The organism is Pseudomonas sp. LBUM1679 (assembly GCF_059695565.1).
Map to the genome: position 1 here is coordinate 2987335 of NZ_CP166774.1, position 15876 is coordinate 3003210.

The window sequence follows — 15876 nt, forward strand, 5'->3', positions numbered from 1 at the left end:
GCTCGGCTAGTGCTTTTTGCAAATAAACAGGGGGTTCTGTAGCCGTTTGTCCGGGAAATATCAGGCTCCGGGCCAGGTGTCCGACAGGCGATAGCCCTGTGGCCAGGGATCGCCTGGATCGAGCAACAATTGATGGGTGCCAGTGATCCACGCCCGGCCGGAAATGCACGGATAGATCGCCGGGCGTCCGGCCACTTCGGTCAGCGAATCGATGCGGCAGTGGAACTCGGAACCGATGATCGAGCGACCGATAAAACGCTCGCCCACCTGCATTAAACCTTTGGCCTGTAACACCGCCATACGCGCCGAGCAGCCGGTGCCGGTGGGCGAGCGGTCGATCTTGCCGGGTTGAATGACCACCGCATTGGCGCCGGTGGCGATGCCATTTTCAATGACGATCGGCGCGGCGATCTGGCAAAAGGAAATATGCGACCAATCGGGGTTCAACGGATGGACGAAGCCCAGTTGTTCATTGGCCGCACGGGTGATTTTCAGCCCCACCTCAACCAGGTCGGCCGCCTCGTCGGGACGAATGGCAAAGCCCAGGCCCTTGGCATCGGCGATCACAAAACTGTCACCACCGTACGCGGTGTCGACCTGCAACGAGCCAACGCCTTCGACTTCGATCCAGGCGTCAAGGCGGTCAGCGAAGGAGGGCACGTTCTTGATTTCTACCCGTTCAACCTTGCCGTCACGGCAATCGGCCACAGCCTCGATCAGGCCGCCGGGGGCTTCGAGCACCAACCGGGTTTGCGGTTCGGTCATCGGCAGGATGCCACTGTCGAGCAGCACCGTGGCGACGCACAGCGAGTTGGAGCCGGACATTGGCGGGGTGTCCGCCGGTTCCATGATGATCCAGGCCATCTGTGCCCGGGGATCCTTGGCCGGCACCAGCAGGTTGACATGGCGGAAGACGCCGCCGCGGGGTTCGTTGAGCACGAAGTTGCGCAGGGTCTGATCCTTGGCGATCCAGCGCGACTGTTCCCACACGGTGGCGCCGGGGGGAGGGGCGACGCCGCCGACGATCACGTCGCCGACTTCGCCTTCGGCGTGGCAGCTGACTACGTGGATGACTTTCGATGAGCGCATGGTTTGTTCCTTGTTTTGTCTGTCTGGGCCTCGATCACTGTAGGAGCTGGCTTGCCAGCGATGGTCGTCAACGATGACGCGTGCAGTCTGGATAAACGCGTCGTCCTTGCAATCTTCGCTGGCAAGCCAGCTCCTACAGGGTTGATTTGGCCATTGGTTATTTCACCGATTTGAGAAACGCCGCGGTTTCCGCGTGCACCGGGTTACCTATCACCTGGTCCGGCGAGCCGATCTCATGCACCAGCCCATTGCGAAAGAACGCCACGCGGTCGGACACATCCCGGGCAAAGCGGATTTCGTGGGTCACCAGGACCATGGTCATGCCGTCTTCGGCGAGCATGCGCATGGTGTCCAGCACCTCGCCCACCAACTGCGGGTCGAGGGCCGAGGTGGCTTCGTCGAACAGCATGTAGTCCGGCGACATGGCCAGGGCGCGGGCGATGGCCATGCGCTGTTGCTGGCCGCCGGACAGCTTGCCGGGGAACGCCTTGAGCTTGTCGCCGAGACCAACGTGGGTCAGTTGCCGGACCGCCAGCTCTTCGGCCTCTGCCTTGGTTTTACCCAGCACTTTACGCGGCGCCAGCATCACGTTTTCCAGCACGGTCAGGTGCGGGAAGGCGTTCCATTGCTGGAACACGATGCCGATCTTCTGCCGCAGGCGATTGAGGTCGGTGGCGCTGTGGTGGACCTCGACGCCATCGACGCGGATGTTGCCTTTCTGGATCGGCTCCAGACCGTTGATGCACATCAGCAGGGTCGATTTACCCGAACCGGAGCCACCAATGATCGACACCACCTCGCCCTTGTTTACCGTGAGGCTGACGCCCTTGACCACGTCGAGGTCGCCGAAGGATTTATGTACGTTGTCGATCTCAATCATTTTCTTGCCACCTTCTTTCCAGACGAGCACCGAGGCGCGCGACCACCAGGCTCATGACGTAGTAGATGAGGCCCGCAATGCACAGCACCAGCAGCGGTTCCTGGATGCGGGTAACGATGGTTTGCGAGGCACGCAACAATTCGACGATGCCGATCCACATCACCAGCGCGGTGTCTTTCATTACGCTGAGCACCAGGTTCAGCCAGCCGGGGAAGGCCACGCGCGAGGCCATCGGCAGCACTATCCAGCGCAGGTCCTGCAGGAAGCTCAAACCCAGCGAGCGACTGGCCCGGCGCAAGGTAAATGGCACCGAGAGCACGCCGCTGCGCACGATCTCGGTGAAGTACGCGGCGGCGTAGACCCCGAGCACGATGCAGCCGACGCTGAAGGCGCTGATGTTCAAACCGACGATGCTCTTGAGCGAGTTGAACAACACGAACTGGATCAACAGCGGCACGCTGCGGAACACGTCCAGCACCCAGGCCAGTGGCAGACTGGCGCGCGGCAACAGCGCCCGCAGCAAGCCGAACAGCAGCCCGGCAAAGGAGCCGAGGATGATCGACCAGAACGTCAGTTGCAGCGTGACCCAGGCACCGTTAAGCAGGAACAGCAGGTCATTCGCGGAAAAACTGGTGGTAAACATGGTCGCGTCCTCAGTAACGGAACAGCCGCCAGGCCATCAGCCGGGCTACTGCGACGATCGCCTTGGCAATCAGGTAATACAGCGCCGCTGCGATGGCGAAATATTCGAAGGTGCGGAACGTCTTGACGTTGTAATCCTGGGTCACGCCAGTGAGGTCATTGTTCAGCCCGACGATCACCCCCAGCGACGTCATCAACACCGCCCAGACCATCTGGTTGCTCAGTGGGTAGAACACGATCCGCAGCAACTGCGGGACGATGATCATCCGATAGGCCTGGAAGGCACTCATGCCCAGCGAACGCGCGGCGCGCACTTGCGTGCCGGGCACCGCCTTGAGGCCGCCGCGAAAGTTTTCCGCCAGGTAGCCGGCATTGTTGAAGGTGATCCCGGCCAGCAGGGCGAACCAGGAGCTGACATGCAGGCCGAGCGAGCCGAGGCCGAAATACAGGACGTAGATCTGGAACAGCGACGGCGTGTTACGGGCGATCGACACCCAGCCATTGCCGATGCCGCGCAGCAGTGGGTTTTTGGTTTCGCGCATCACGGTCAGGGCCAGGGCGATCAGCACCCCGAAGATCATCGACAGCGCCGCAGTCTCGAAGGTGACCCAGGCGCCGGCCAACATGTCTGGCAGGGCGCGCAATGTCGCGCGCCATTGGAAGGTGTAATCAAACATGCGCGGGGCTCTCCAGTGAGGCAGCAGGTTGCAGCCAGGCCGGCAGAAGACCGCTGGCGGTGGCGTTACAGGCCGCGTCGACGCACTCGGCGAGGTTGGCGAAGTGCACCTTGCGACCGACCAGCCCGGGTGCGTAATGGGCGTACTTGCCGGAGTTGGTCATCAAGGTGGTTGCCGCTGGCGGGATCACCGGTTCGCCGAGCATGCACCAGCAGGTGTCGGTGACCAGCGTCGCGCCGAAGGCTTCGATCACGGCGATATGCCCGGCCTCGCGGGCCTGCTCCAGCACGGCACGGCCGCAGGTGATGGCGAGGACCACGTCAGGGTGCTTGTGCCGACCCCGGCACAGTCGCGCCAGGTGGGCAAACTCGCTGAGGGAGAAATGCGGGTTGCCCAGGGAAACCACATCCACATGACTGTCGCGGGCACTGTTGAGCTCACGCCAGCTGAGTAGCAGGTCTTTCAGGTCGATGGTTTTCACCGGCAGGGGGACGTCCGGCTCCAACACCTGCGCCGGGTCGAGTGCCTCCGGCGTCACCCCGGCGATATGAAACAACGGCGCGGCGCAGGTGGTGGCGAAGGCCGCCCCGAAGGCTTTCAAATCGTCCAGGCTCGGCTTGCGTTGCTCCAGTCCCAGTACCAAAGGAATCCGGCTGCCGGCCAGTGTGCCGACGTGGTAACCGAGCAGTGGGTAAAAGGCATCGTCCAATTCGCCCAGCGCGGGCAATTCGATCTGCAGTCCCGCTTTACGTTGCGCGTCCAGATGGCAGCCGATCAGCGGCGCGCGACCGGTCAGGGCGATGCAGATATCCAGGTAGTCCGGGTATTTCAGGGTGCGCGCACCGAGCACGCTGTTGGCGTAGACCACCGCGTTGGATTCGGCCCAGACGATCTGCTCGCCAGCCTTCGGCGCGCTGTCGAGCAGGTAGGGCGCGCAGGTAAAGCTGAGCTGCGCGCCCATCGCCATATACGCATCGCCCAAGGCACTGGCCGGTACGCCGAGTGCCGGATCGATGCCCAACTCACGCCAGCGGCGCCGGTCGACGGAAATTGAATTGAGGGTGGTCGGCACCCGCACTGTTGCTCCCCACTGCACCAGCTGTTCGGCAAAGCGCAGGCTCGCAGGTCCGGTGTAGATGCAGCCATCGATGTGCGCCTGGGTGACATCCACCAGGCGGCGAGCACCTTGCAATTGCGCCATGCGCAGGACGATCTGCATGGCCACTTGCGCGGCCTTCCCATGCTCGCCCTCGAGCAGCGCCCGATCCTGTACGGTGAGTTCGATCGAGGCGCTCGTTTCGGCGGTTTGCGATGGGTCGTCGAATGCCTGCCAAGCATCGCCCGGCAGCTGTTCGAACAGTGTCACCGAGTGCCCTTCGACCCGAGCGAAGGCCTGGCCGCGCAAAGCGGCGAAAGCCTCCCGGCCGATGCACAGCACCGGCAGGGAAAGCTCGAAAATGGTCTGTGCCACGAGCACGCCCAGGGTCAGGATCTCATCGGGTTCGGCCAGCACCAGCGCGGCTGGCGCATGACCGTTGCTGATCAGTTCCATCAACACACTGCTGCCGGTGCACGAGCCGCGGCCACTGGGAATGGCCAGCACCCGACCGGCCAGGTATTCGCCGCTGAGCGGGTGGTGCCGGTCGATGATTTCTCCGCTATACGGATCGACCCCGCCCCAGAAGCTCAAGCCGACATCGGCGAACAACAGGGCGCCCTGGGCGGCGCCCGCGACCAGGCTGCGAGCGGTCAGAGAAGTGGACCTGGGCATGCCGGACATCTCAGTAGTAGACCTTGGGCACGGTCAGGTCGGTGGGTGAAATCTCGGTGCCGACCCATTTGGTGAACAGCTCTTTGTATCGACCGCTGCGTACCTGCTGGTTGACGAACAGATTGAGGTAATTGAGCAGGCCGTACTCATTGCGCTTGGCGCCCAGGGAGACGTAGTCGATGGTGTACGGCGCGTTACCGGCAATTTTCAGGTTCTTGTATTTGCCTGACTTGAGGGTGGCGGCGGCCACGGTATTGGTGACCACGGTCGCATCGATGTGGCCCTGGGCGACCGCCAGCAGGGTGTCGTTCTGCGACTGATAGGCGCGGAAGGTGCCGCTGCCCCAGCTCTTCACGTCTTTTTCCAGGGCGATGGCCTCATAGGTGCCGCTGGTATTGCCCAGCGCCTTGCCTTTGATGTCGGCGAAGCTGTTGATGCCGGTGTTGTCACGGGTCAGCACCACCATCTGGAACGCAAAGTAAGGCACGGTCAGGCCGACGGTCTTGGCCCGTTCCAGGGTGTCGGAAGTGGAGGCGACGATCACGTCGGCGCGTCCGGAGACCAGCGCCGGAATGCGGTCCGGGAACGGCGTTTCCACCACCTCGGCGTCGACCCCGAGGATTTTCGCCAGGTCGTTGCAGTAGTCGACGTCAAAGCCGGCGGGGTTGTTGCCTTCATCGCGAAAACCCATGGGCGGGAAATCCAGGGTCACGGCGCAGCGCAGCTTGCCTGAGCCAATGATGTCGTCGAGCTTGTCAGCCTGGGCGGTGGCAATGAAGGAGGTACTGAGAACAGCGCTGAGGGCTACGGCAAATGCGGGGTTTTTCATAGAGGCCTCGTTAGGTGGAGTGTTGTCAGATATCGTATTGAGGATTTCGTATACGATATTAACAATAGCAATGCACGTGCCTGTTTTCCTCCCAGAACAGAATTATTTTCCAGCCCTTGAGTCAGAGGGCTTTCGCGGCGGGAAGGAGCCAGCAGCGCGTCGGCGCGCAGCAGGGAGGTGTTACAGAAGGGAGCACAGGCGCCCTCTGGCGCCCATTAAAGGAACACTTTAACGACGGCTGTCGCGATACTGGCTGGGCGCCAGGCGGGTCAAGGCGCGGAACTGCCGGCTGAAGGCACTGTGGTCGGTGTAACCGCAACGCAGGGCGATCTCGGTGATCGGCAGGTCGGTGTGCAGCAACAGCCGTGAGGATTCTTCCAGTCGTGCCTTGTGAATCATTTGCCGTGGGGTGAGCTGGAACACCCGTTTACAGTGGCGTTCCAGTTGCGCAACGGAATAACCGGCAATTGCCGTCAGCTCGGCAAGGCTGATGGGACGGGCGAAATGGTTGCGGATATGCGCGTCCACCGCGGCGAGTTTCTGGAAGGCCGGATGGTTGGACTGTGGCAGTTGCAGGTCGCGGGAGATGCCGGCCAGGCCGACGATATGACCCTGCTGGTCGCGCAACGCAAGTTTGTGAGTCAGGCACCAGACCGGCTGGTTTCCGAAATACAGGTGCAGTTCGAGTTGGTCGACAAGTTCGCGCCCGGTGGCAAGTACCCGTCGATCCTGCTCGGTGTACAAGGGGCCGAAACGTTCCGGAAAGACCGTCTCGGCCGTACGCCCGAGCAGCTCGTCAGTGTGTTTGAAACCACAGCGCCGGGCCAGGGTCTGGTTGACGAAGGCGTAGCGCGCCTCGCTGTCCTTGATGAAAAACACCACGTCCGACAGGGTGTCGAGCAGCGCCGCGATCGGTTGCAGGCTGCTCAGCAGGGTTGGCAGGTCGCAGGGTTTGAAGGTCGTGAGCGAGGCATACATGGCGCTGGGCGTCTGGTGGCAATGCCCGGGATCATAAAGACTCGGCAGCGGACCTGAAAGCCCCGGGCCGGGATTCAGGCCGGCGGGGTGTCGTCCAGGCACAACAAGGTCTCGATCCGCGCCGGGCTGAATGGCGGTCGTGGCGCCGAGGGTTGCCAGCCGAACAAGTGCTGCGTGGCGCCGCCGCACACCCGGCCCTGGCAGGCGCCCATGCCGCAGCGGCTGGCCAGTTTGGCCTCGCGCCAGTCAGTGTGCCCGGCAAGCAGCCCGTAAGGCACGTCTTCGCAGCGGCACACCAGGGTGTCGGGTTGCGCCAGCGACTTGAGTTGCGGGTCGAGGGCGAATGCCTTGTTCAGGGCGTCGGCGAAACCCTGCCAGTGCGTACGCCGAGGCCACAATGCTCGGGCCGAATCAACATCACCAACCGCGGCGTGACCGGCGATTGCACCTTCGACCAACGCCAGTTCACTGCCGCCGAAACCGGTGCATTCACCCGCCGCGTAGTGATTGGCGCGGCTGCTGGCCTGCCACGCATCGACGGCCAGCGCCAGGCCGTCGAGCTCGCAGCCCAAGGCCTGGCCAAGCCGGGTGTTGGGGATCAAACCGAAGCCGCACGCCAGGCGATCGCATTCCAATTCGACGATTTTCCCTTGCTGTTGCAGGCGCACGCCTTCCAGTCGCGCATTGCCCAGAGCGGCCAGTACATGGGTCCCGCTCCGATAATGACGGTCGAACAAGGTCAACGACTGCAGCAGTTTGTGCGGCCAGCGTGGCAGTTGCGCAGCGAAACCGGCGACGGCGACCGTGGAGGCTTGCTCGGCAATGCGCAGCACCTGGGCGCCGTCATGTTTAGCGGTGGCGGCGCTGGCCAGCAGCAACGGCCCGCTGCCGGCGATTACCACACGTTCATCCCGTACGGGCAAACCACCCTTGATCAGCGCCTGTAGACCGCCGGCACCCGTCACCCCGGGCAAGGTCCAGCCGGGGAAGGGCAGCAGCAACTCCCGGGCGCCTGTACACAGAACCAGTTTGTCGTAGCCGATCAGCCAGCCACGATCGGGGTCTTCGACCAGCAAGTGTTTCGGGCCGGCACAGGCAATTACCCGCGTGCCGGCGTGGCGGCGGATGTTGCTGCACGCCTGCAGTCGCTCGCGCATCTGACGCGCCTGCTTCGGCAGGTTGGCCTGAGGCCCGTCGCGCCAGATTTGCCCACCCGGCAACGGGTTGTCGTCGAGCAGGACGATGCGGGCACCGCTGGACGCCGCAGCGAGTGCCGCGGCCATGCCGGCGGGCCCGGCACCGATGATCAGCAGATCGGCGTATTCGCTCATGCCCGAGTCTCCACGCGCATGCCGTCACGGCACAGTGTCTGGCAGGCGAGCCTGCGCCGACCGTCGATGGTCACCCGGCATTCCTGGCAAATGCCCATGCCGCACAGCGGTGCGCGGCGCTGGCCACTGACCGAGGTGCGACTGCAACCATCCCCGCCCAGCGCCAGTGCTGCCGCGACACTGGTCCCTTGAGCCACCTTCAACGCCTGGCCGTCCAGCATCAATTCAGGCATACACCGACTCCTCGAGAAAACGCTGGGGCAGATAAGGTTGCGCCGCCAGTGGCGGCGTTTCGTTGAACAGGTGTGCGACCAACAGGTCGGCTGTACCCGGGGCGGTCGTGACACCCAGCCCCTCGTGCCCGACCGCCAGCCACAAGCCTTTGCGATGCGGATGCGGGCCCACCAGCGGCAGGCCGTCGGGACTCGCGGCGCGAAAGCCGGTCCAGGCGCGGATGCCGTTGAGCGCGGCCAGACCCGGCATGTACTCGGTGGCGCGCCTGAGCATTTTCGCCAGCATCCAGCCTTCGACCTGCGGGTCGGTGGTGCCGAACTGCCGTGACGCGCCGATGAACAGTTGCCCGGTCGGCCGCGGCTGGATATTGCAGGCGGTCGAGGGGCCAGTGGCGTTGTGGGCGCTGGTGACATAACCCAACTCCACCAGGGTATGGGTGACTGTTCCGGGGTAGCGATCGGTGATCAGCAAGTGGCCTTTTTTCGGCTCGATCGGCAGCTCGGGGCAGAGCTCGTTGGCCTGGATGCCGTTGGCCAGCACCACGGCATCGGCACTCAGCCAGTGGCCGTCGTCGAGGCGTACGCGGTTTCCGTCGACTTCGCTGACCCGTGCCCGGTGTTGGCTGATGTTGGGGGAATCGAGCATCCAGCGTGCAGTCGCCGGGGCATAGAGGATGCCGTCGCCCTTGATCAGCAGGCCGCCTTCCAGGCCTTCGCGCAGTTGCGGTTCGCGCTGGCGCAAGGCACGGTCGCCGATCAACTCGCAGGCCACGCCCTGTTCCTGCAGGTGGCGGTATTTGCTTTGGGCGACCGCCATTTCTTCAGCATTGGCCGCCAGCCACAGTGTGCCGTTGCTGCGGTAGGCGCAGTCGTCCGGCAAGGCCGGCGCCTGGTCGCGCCAGCGTTGCAGGGAGTATTGGCTGAGCGCCAATTCTGCCGGGTTGTCGTCGAGCACCAGCAGGTGGCCCATGCCCGCCGCCGTAGCGCCGGGCAGGCCGGCGTCCAGCACACGCACGCGCACGCCACGCCGGGCCAGCGCCTGGGCACAGGCGGCGCCGATGATGCCGGCACCGATCACGATCACATCGGCTACGCGGCCCTCGTTCACGGGCGAATGCCCCAGGCGAACGGGTCGTCCTGTTCAATGATCAGGCTGGCTTCGGCGCTGATAAAGGCACGGCCGCGAATGGTCGGCACGATGCGCTCGCCCTGGATTTCGTAGGAACCCTCGAATTCGCTGCCGATGACACTGGCCTGGCGCCAGATCTGCCCCGGCTGCAATTTATCGTCGGCCGCCAGGCACGCCAGTTTGGCACTGGTGCCGGTACCGCAGGGCGAGCGGTCGTAGGCCTTGCCTGGGCACAGCACGAAGTTGCGGCTGTCGGCCTGCTCGTCCTCGGCGAACAGTTCGACGTGGTCGATCAAGCCGCCGTCTTCGCCGCGAATGCCCTGAACGTCCAGTGCCTGCTGCACGGCGAAGGTATAGGCGGTCAGCGTATCGAGGTTGTCGCCAGCAATACGCAGGCCATGCTCGGCGATCAGGAAGAACCAGTTCCCACCCCAGGCCACATCGCCAGTCACCTGGCCGATACCCGGTACCTGCAGCGACAGCGCTTGGCGATAACGGTAGGCGGGCACATTGCGCACGCTGACCGAGCCGTCTTCGTGCAGCGTTGCCTGCACCGTGCCCACTGGCGTCTCGATGCTGTGCACGCCGGGGCCGATCTTGCCCAGGTGCGCCAGCGAGGCCACCAGGCCGATGGTGCCGTGGCCGCACATGCCGAGGTAACCGCTGTTGTTGAAGAAAATCACCCCGGCACAGGCGCTCGGGTCTACCGGCTCGCAGAGCAGCGCGCCGACCAGGACGTCACTGCCCCGTGGTTCGAGCACGCAGGCGGCACGCCAGTGGTCATGCTGTTCGGCCAGGCGCTGTCGACGTTCGGCCATGCTGCCGTTGCCCAGGTCGGGAAAACCGGCGGTCACCAGGCGGGTGGGTTCGCCGCCGGTGTGGGAGTCGATCACGGTGATGCGTTTCATGGGAGGGCCACGTCCGTTCAGATGAGTGAACGAAAGAGTGGCCTGTGCGGCGGGGTGCCGGCTTGATGGATTTAGCCTGTGCCGATGACGAAATCAGCACAGTGGTCAGTGGCTGTGGGGCAAGTGCTCGAACAGGGTCTTGCAGACCCCGGCAATGTGCTCGTCGAGCAGCTTCACTGCCCGATCCACGTCACCGGCGCGACAGGCCGCGAGGATTTCCCGGTGTTCGTGATCGGCGCGCTCCTTGCCGGCCGACAGGCTCATCTGCATGCGCAGGTAGCGTTCCAGCTTGTCGTTGACCGAGCGGATCAGGCCGACCAGAAACGGCCGTTGCGCCGGTTCGTACAGGCAGGCATGCAGTTCCCAGTTGAGCTCGGCCCAGCGTCCGACGTCATCTTCGCCGATGAATTCCTGGCAGATGCGTTCGGCGCGGGCGAAGGTGTCTTCGGTCATGTTGGGAATGGCCAGGCGCAGTACCTTGTCTTCGAGCAGCATGCGCACTTCGAACATCTGCGCCAGTTCCGCATCGGACACCCGCGTGACCATCGCCCCGCGATTGCGCTGGAACATCACCAGGCCTTCGGCTTCCAGGCGCTTGAGGGCCTCGCGTACCGGAATCTTGCTGACGTTGAACTGGCGGGCGATGTCGTCCTGGCGAATCGGTTCGTCTTCGGCGAAATGTCCGGCGACGATGGCATCGCGCAGATGACGGGTGATGATTTCCGAGGTCGAAGGCGAGTTGCCAAGGTCGGGTGCGTTGAGTTTGGTCAGGGCCACGGTGGTGATCGTTCGCAATGAGGTGCATATATGGTATACGAATTTGCCCTGTGATTCCGCCTATCAACGTTCGGGCAGGTTCCAGCTTGCGCGAACATGCTCGTATTCCGTCTCGGGCAACTGGATCAGCAGCGGCGACTGGCGCGGATCCAGCCAACCGAACAAACGGGAAATATCCGCTTGATCCATGGCGGTACAGCCAAGCGTCGGCAATGCAGGGCCGCGCCAGATATGGAAGAAAATGCACGAGCCCGAGGCAGGAACCGCCGGCGTGTTGTGCTCGATGAAAATGCCTTTGCGATACATGTCATCGTCACGCCGCATGCGTTCGGAACTGTTCCAGTCCCTGGCGATAGTCGATCCGTCGACCAGCTCGTTGTAGTGTCCGGAGTTGCTGTCATCGACGCATTCGGTGGTTGAGGTCAACGCCAGGTAAGGCAGTTTGGTGTTGGCCGTACCGTCGTAGCCGAACGCCGTTCCCAGCTTGAATATCCCCGCAGGCGCTTTTCCATCGCCTTCATGCTTGACCGGTCCGTCGCGCTGATCATGGCTGTCCGCAAGGCCCTTGCCCCAGGCCAATCCGTTCTTGCCGAGCACAATCGGAAACGGCTCCCCGTATTTTCGAAACGTCTGCCCTTGCCGTTCATAGCGCTGGGCCGTGCCCTGAACATCAGTCCAGTTTTTGCTGGTGACCACTATCAGTTGGTGGCTCGTGTCTAGAACGTTGCTGGCCTGCAGCGGCGTGATGGGGAAGTCCATGACGTCCTTGCGCGGACCCGCGCCACTGTAGGTGAAGTGCCACCATTCTTTGTCGTACCCGGAAAACCCTTCCTTTTCCATGGCCCGGCTGAGTAGCTGGCGATTTTTCCGCGCGTCGGCGTTGATCAACGGCGTGTCGGTATGCGCGCGCTCATCGAAGCAGTCGTAACCGGTGCCCATGTCGAGTGCGCCGTCGCGCCAACGTTGGCCGTAGGGCGCCGTGCAATCGACTTGCGCGGCCGAGGGCGTCCAGATGTCGGCGGGCAGTGCCTGGGGACCGGTCAGGGTCAGGTCCACGGTCGAGCCTCTGGAGTGATTGGACACACGGGCCACATAACCCAGGCGCCAGAAGTCCTGCTTGTCCACGCGTGGATAGAATTCTGACTTGCGTGGGTCACCCGGCACCGTCGCGAAGCGCCCCATATCGGCAACTGCTCGGCCGGGTCGATAGCAGTCGAATACCTTCAACCCATAGCCCTGGGCACTCAGTGCCTTTTGTACCCGGGCGAGGGCCTGGGCCGCGTCCTGCGTCAACAGGCACTGCGCCGCGGCGTAACCGTCGAGCGGGTGCCCGGTGAAGTTGTGGGCGCTGGCATAGCGGATGTCCTGCTCGATGCCCGGATCGATCGAACGCAGATACACCATGCCCTCGGGCCGTGATTGCGCAGCGGCCATGGTGGCAGCGAAAACGCCCAGGCACAGGATCCAGCGCAGCCATGCGCCTGCGCGCAGGGTTCCCGGACGATGCAGAAACGGCATCGAGAACGACGCGGATATGACTCGGCACACAAGGCGCATGTGATGCCTCCGATGATGCGGGCTGCTGCTGTAGGAGCAAGCTTGCTCCGGGCGGCGTTCCGACGATGGACGTGAACGATAACGCGTTTTTCCAGAATAAACGTGTCGCCCTCAAGACCTTCGCGAGCAAGCTCGCTCCTACAAAGCGCCGTCCACGCTGCGAGGCAACAGCAGGTTACTTTCACGCAGGGCCTCGGGCAGTAAAGCATCAGGAAACCCCTGATAGCACACCGGGCGCAGGAAACGCTCGATGGACGTCATGCCCACCGAAGTGAAGCGACTGTCCGACGAAGCCGGAAACGGTCCGCCATGAACGGTGGCAAAGGTGACCTCCTGCGGATGCGCAAAGGCGTTGACGATGATGCGTCCGGTGCGCCGTTCCAGCACCGGCAGCAAGCGCCGGGCCAGTGGCAGGTCACTGTCCTCAAGGTGCATGGCGGCGCTGAGCTGGCCACGCAGCGAGCGCGCGACAGCCAGCATTTCATCCGCGTCCCTGACCTTCACCAGCAGTGCGCACGGACCGAATACTTCCTCGGCCAGCGCTGGGTCGCGCAGGAAAATGGCGCCGTCGACCTCAAGCAATGCCGATCGGCCGTCAAGCAGCGCATTCACTCCGTAGCCTTCGGCGATGCGACTGGCCCCGGCGTTTTCCAAGGCGGCGAGCCCGCTGACATAGGCCGCATGGATACCCGGCGTCAGCATGGGACGTGCCGCTGCTTCGCTCACGCGCTTGACCATGGCCGTGCGCAACGCTTCAAAGCCAGCCCCTTCGATCGCGATCAGCAGGGCGGGCTTGAGGCAGGCTTGCCCGACATTGACCAGCATGCGCTCGACGAAACCATCACCGATCCGGTCGCCACGTTCGGCCAGCGCATCCGGGAGAATGAAGGTGGGGTTGACGCTGGTCATTTCGGTGAACACCGGAATCGGCTCGGGGCGTTGCTGCGCCCGACGATACAGCGCCATGCCGCCTTGCTCGGAGCCGGTGAAGGTCACCGCCTTGATCAGGGGGTGATCGACCAGGGCTTCACCGATCGCGTTGCCGCCGCCACGCACCATCGAGAACACGCCTTCGGGCAGCCCGTTGTCTTGCACGGCCTTGCGGATGGCTCGCGCCTGGATTTGCGAGGCGCCAGGGTGAGCGTTATGCGCCTTGACGATGACGGTCGCGCCCGCCGCCAGGGCAGACGCGGTATCGCCCCCGGCGACCGAGTAGGAAATGGGAAAGTTGCTCGCACCGAACACGGCCACCGGGCCGATCGCGATCTTCTGCAGGCGATGGTCCATGCGCGGGCGTGGCTGGCGCTCAGGTTGCGGCGGATCGATGGCCAACTGCAGGAAGCGGCCTTGGCGCACGACTTCGGCGAACTGGCGGAACTGGGTCGCGGCTTTTGCCGCCTCGGCCTCAAGCTGCGCGGCGGGCAGACCCGTTTCCAGTGCGGCCCGCGCCGCAAGCTCCTGGCGAACGGCGTCGAGATTGTCGGCGATGCTGTCGAGGAAGGTCGCACGTTGGGCGAGTGAGGTATGGCTGTAACTATCAAAGGCCTCGTCGGCGAGTCTTGCAGCCTGGTCAACCTCGGCCACGCCACCCAAGGCAAATTCCGGCTCGATCAATTGCTGGGTGGCGGGATTGAGCGCCTTCATCGTCCCCTCGGTGGCCGGGACATCGTTGGCGCCGATAATCAGGGCTTCTGTCAATTTCATTGGATCACTCCTGCTGTGCCAGGGCGGCGATGAGTTCGTCGGTGGCCACGATGGAATGGGCGAATGTCGGGCCGTTGAGTTCATGGGCGGCGTGCATCATTTCCGGCTTGAACGCAGCGGTGGCATCGCGCACCAGGGTGACGTGGTAGCCGAGCTCGGACGCATAACGGGCCGTTGCCTCGATGCAGGTATTGGCCAGCAGGCCGACGATGATCACGTGGGTGATGCCTTTTTGCTTGAGGCGAAAATCCAGGTCGGTGTTGGCGAAACCACTGGAACCCCAATGCTCCTTGACCACGATGTCGCCGTCCCTGGGCGCGAAATCGGGGTGCCATTCGCCACCCCATTCGCCGCGTGCGAAGTGGTGCATGTGCATGACCTTGCACTGGGTCGGGCTCGGATGATCCCAGCCTTCGTAGTCGCCTTGTTCCCAGCGGCGGTGCGGTACGATGACCACCGGAATATCCAAGGCACGGACCGCGCGATCGAGGGCGCGCAGGTTGTCGAGCAGGCCGATTTGCGTGGCGATCGGCTCGATCAACGGATAGACCTTGCCGCCTTCCGACAGGAAATCGTTGTAGGGATCGACCAGCAGATAGGCGGTTCTGTCGAGGGGGTAGAGGGGTTTCGACATGGCAATGTTCTCCAGGGTTTTTTCGGTGGCCTGTGCCGTGGAGTTGCCATGGCACGTTGTAGATATGATAATCATAGTGACATTGAAAGAGGCAAGTCCATATGTCGGCAAACCCAGGCATTGCACCCACCTTGTGCCCGATTTCCAGGGCCGAGGACATCGTGGGCGACCGCTGGACCGTGCTGGTCCTGCGCGAGTTGTTCATGGGCAGTCATCGCTTCGACGAGATCCAGGCGCAGACCGCAGGCACCCCGCAAATGGTCGCCACGCGCCTGAAAAACATGGAGGCTGACGGCCTCGTCACGCGGCGCCCCTACAACGAGCGGCCACTGCGCTACGAATACCACCTCACCGCAAAAGGCGAGGCCTTCTACTCGGTAGTGCTTGCGCTACGCGCCTGGGGCGAAACCTGGTGCAAATCGCCGCAGGAGGGACTGGCGGTGCGCTACACCCATCAAACCTGCGGCCAGCCTGCCGGCCTCGGACCGCTGTGCGAACACTGCGGCGAGCCATTGCGCCGTGGCGAGCTGATCAGCGAGCACAGCGAAGCTTATGCCGCCGAACGAAAATCACGGCGTGAAGCCTTCAAGGGTAATCGTGGATCGGACTCGGTTTAAATGTCCTGCTGTCAGAGGGGCCGATCCAGATATCTGTTGAAGAGATAGCATTGATCATTTTAATTCGCTTCTGAAGATTGCTGCTTCGCGAGTACTGTCTGCCCATCTGAAAGAACAGAA

The 15876-nt window shown here is 63.3% G+C and carries 16 protein-coding genes; 1 reads left to right on the forward strand and 15 read right to left on the reverse strand.

Features of this window, described 5'->3' with window-relative positions:
• Positions 1 to 60: 60 nt before the first annotated feature.
• From ACA062_RS13710 to ACA062_RS13780, 15 genes are all read right to left on the reverse strand, one after another.
• Positions 61 to 1089 (reverse strand): trans-3-hydroxy-L-proline dehydratase, encoded by a 1029-nt coding sequence (locus tag ACA062_RS13710; protein ID WP_497456855.1) that lies wholly within the window; start codon positions 1087 to 1089, stop codon positions 61 to 63.
• 157 nt (positions 1090 to 1246) lie between these two features.
• Positions 1247 to 1969, reverse strand: coding sequence for an amino acid ABC transporter ATP-binding protein (locus tag ACA062_RS13715; RefSeq protein WP_497456856.1), 723 nt, complete (start codon positions 1967 to 1969; stop codon positions 1247 to 1249).
• On the reverse strand, positions 1962 to 2612 hold the full coding sequence (locus tag ACA062_RS13720) for an amino acid ABC transporter permease (RefSeq protein ID WP_497456857.1): 651 nt from the start codon (positions 2610 to 2612) through the stop codon (positions 1962 to 1964). Before ACA062_RS13720 ends, ACA062_RS13715 begins: the two co-directional genes overlap by 8 nt.
• 10 nt (positions 2613 to 2622) lie before the next feature.
• Positions 2623 to 3288, reverse strand: a complete 666-nt coding sequence (locus ACA062_RS13725; protein WP_497456858.1) for an amino acid ABC transporter permease — start codon at positions 3286 to 3288, stop codon at positions 2623 to 2625.
• A complete protein-coding gene (gene lhpI / locus ACA062_RS13730; RefSeq protein WP_497456859.1) occupies positions 3281 to 5059 on the reverse strand; it encodes a cis-3-hydroxy-L-proline dehydratase in 1779 nt (592 codons plus the stop codon). The genes ACA062_RS13725 and lhpI overlap by 8 nt, the downstream gene beginning before the upstream one ends.
• A 10-nt stretch (positions 5060 to 5069) precedes the next feature.
• The gene (locus ACA062_RS13735; protein ID WP_497456860.1) at positions 5070 to 5888 is read right to left on the reverse strand and encodes an ABC transporter substrate-binding protein; all 819 of its coding nucleotides are present in this window, start codon (positions 5886 to 5888) and stop codon (positions 5070 to 5072) included.
• Between the two features lie 228 nt (positions 5889 to 6116).
• Positions 6117 to 6866, reverse strand: a complete 750-nt coding sequence (locus tag ACA062_RS13740; RefSeq protein ID WP_497456861.1) for a PAS domain-containing protein — start codon at positions 6864 to 6866, stop codon at positions 6117 to 6119.
• Between the two features lie 74 nt (positions 6867 to 6940).
• Positions 6941 to 8197 carry an FAD-dependent oxidoreductase gene (locus ACA062_RS13745; RefSeq protein WP_497456862.1) on the reverse strand — a complete coding sequence of 419 codons (1257 nt, stop codon included), beginning with the start codon at positions 8195 to 8197 and terminating at the stop codon, positions 6941 to 6943.
• Positions 8194 to 8430 (reverse strand): (2Fe-2S)-binding protein, encoded by a 237-nt coding sequence (locus tag ACA062_RS13750; protein ID WP_497456863.1) that lies wholly within the window; start codon positions 8428 to 8430, stop codon positions 8194 to 8196. Before ACA062_RS13750 ends, ACA062_RS13745 begins: the two co-directional genes overlap by 4 nt.
• Complete coding sequence (locus tag ACA062_RS13755; protein ID WP_497456864.1) at positions 8423 to 9538, reverse strand: NAD(P)/FAD-dependent oxidoreductase; 1116 nt, start codon at positions 9536 to 9538, stop codon at positions 8423 to 8425. Before ACA062_RS13755 ends, ACA062_RS13750 begins: the two co-directional genes overlap by 8 nt.
• Positions 9535 to 10467: a 4-hydroxyproline epimerase gene (locus ACA062_RS13760; RefSeq protein ID WP_497456865.1), complete on the reverse strand. Its 933-nt coding sequence runs from the start codon at positions 10465 to 10467 to the stop codon at positions 9535 to 9537. Before ACA062_RS13760 ends, ACA062_RS13755 begins: the two co-directional genes overlap by 4 nt.
• Positions 10468 to 10572: 105 nt before the next feature.
• Positions 10573 to 11244, reverse strand: a complete 672-nt coding sequence (locus ACA062_RS13765; protein WP_497456866.1) for a GntR family transcriptional regulator — start codon at positions 11242 to 11244, stop codon at positions 10573 to 10575.
• 63 nt (positions 11245 to 11307) lie between these two features.
• Positions 11308 to 12762 carry a M15 family metallopeptidase gene (locus tag ACA062_RS13770; protein WP_497457417.1) on the reverse strand — a complete coding sequence of 485 codons (1455 nt, stop codon included), beginning with the start codon at positions 12760 to 12762 and terminating at the stop codon, positions 11308 to 11310.
• A gap of 177 nt (positions 12763 to 12939) precedes the next feature.
• The gene (locus tag ACA062_RS13775) at positions 12940 to 14505 is read right to left on the reverse strand and encodes an aldehyde dehydrogenase (NADP(+)) (protein WP_497456867.1); all 1566 of its coding nucleotides are present in this window, start codon (positions 14503 to 14505) and stop codon (positions 12940 to 12942) included.
• A gap of 4 nt (positions 14506 to 14509) precedes the next feature.
• Positions 14510 to 15139, reverse strand: coding sequence for a cysteine hydrolase family protein (locus ACA062_RS13780; protein WP_497456868.1), 630 nt, complete (start codon positions 15137 to 15139; stop codon positions 14510 to 14512).
• 101 nt (positions 15140 to 15240) lie between these two features.
• Here ACA062_RS13780 and ACA062_RS13785 point away from each other — a divergent pair, with 101 nt between their 5' ends.
• Positions 15241 to 15756, forward strand: coding sequence for a winged helix-turn-helix transcriptional regulator (locus ACA062_RS13785; protein ID WP_497456869.1), 516 nt, complete (start codon positions 15241 to 15243; stop codon positions 15754 to 15756).
• Positions 15757 to 15876: the final 120 nt, after the last annotated feature.

Coding starts and splice junctions, on each gene's coding strand:
- ACA062_RS13710 (WP_497456855.1), bottom strand. CDS start 1,089: ATGCGCTCATCGAAAGTCATCCACGTAGTCAGCTGCCACGCCGAAGGC.
- ACA062_RS13715 (WP_497456856.1), bottom strand. CDS start 1,969: ATGATTGAGATCGACAACGTACATAAATCCTTCGGCGACCTCGACGTG.
- ACA062_RS13720 (WP_497456857.1), bottom strand. CDS start 2,612: ATGTTTACCACCAGTTTTTCCGCGAATGACCTGCTGTTCCTGCTTAAC.
- ACA062_RS13725 (WP_497456858.1), bottom strand. CDS start 3,288: ATGTTTGATTACACCTTCCAATGGCGCGCGACATTGCGCGCCCTGCCA.
- lhpI (WP_497456859.1), bottom strand. CDS start 5,059: ATGCCCAGGTCCACTTCTCTGACCGCTCGCAGCCTGGTCGCGGGCGCC.
- ACA062_RS13735 (WP_497456860.1), bottom strand. CDS start 5,888: ATGAAAAACCCCGCATTTGCCGTAGCCCTCAGCGCTGTTCTCAGTACC.
- ACA062_RS13740 (WP_497456861.1), bottom strand. CDS start 6,866: ATGTATGCCTCGCTCACGACCTTCAAACCCTGCGACCTGCCAACCCTG.
- ACA062_RS13745 (WP_497456862.1), bottom strand. CDS start 8,197: ATGAGCGAATACGCCGATCTGCTGATCATCGGTGCCGGGCCCGCCGGC.
- ACA062_RS13750 (WP_497456863.1), bottom strand. CDS start 8,430: ATGCCTGAATTGATGCTGGACGGCCAGGCGTTGAAGGTGGCTCAAGGG.
- ACA062_RS13760 (WP_497456865.1), bottom strand. CDS start 10,467: ATGAAACGCATCACCGTGATCGACTCCCACACCGGCGGCGAACCCACC.
- ACA062_RS13770 (WP_497457417.1), bottom strand. CDS start 12,762: ATGCCGTTTCTGCATCGTCCGGGAACCCTGCGCGCAGGCGCATGGCTG.
- ACA062_RS13775 (WP_497456867.1), bottom strand. CDS start 14,505: ATGAAATTGACAGAAGCCCTGATTATCGGCGCCAACGATGTCCCGGCC.
- ACA062_RS13780 (WP_497456868.1), bottom strand. CDS start 15,139: ATGTCGAAACCCCTCTACCCCCTCGACAGAACCGCCTATCTGCTGGTC.
- ACA062_RS13785 (WP_497456869.1), top strand. CDS start 15,241: ATGTCGGCAAACCCAGGCATTGCACCCACCTTGTGCCCGATTTCCAGG.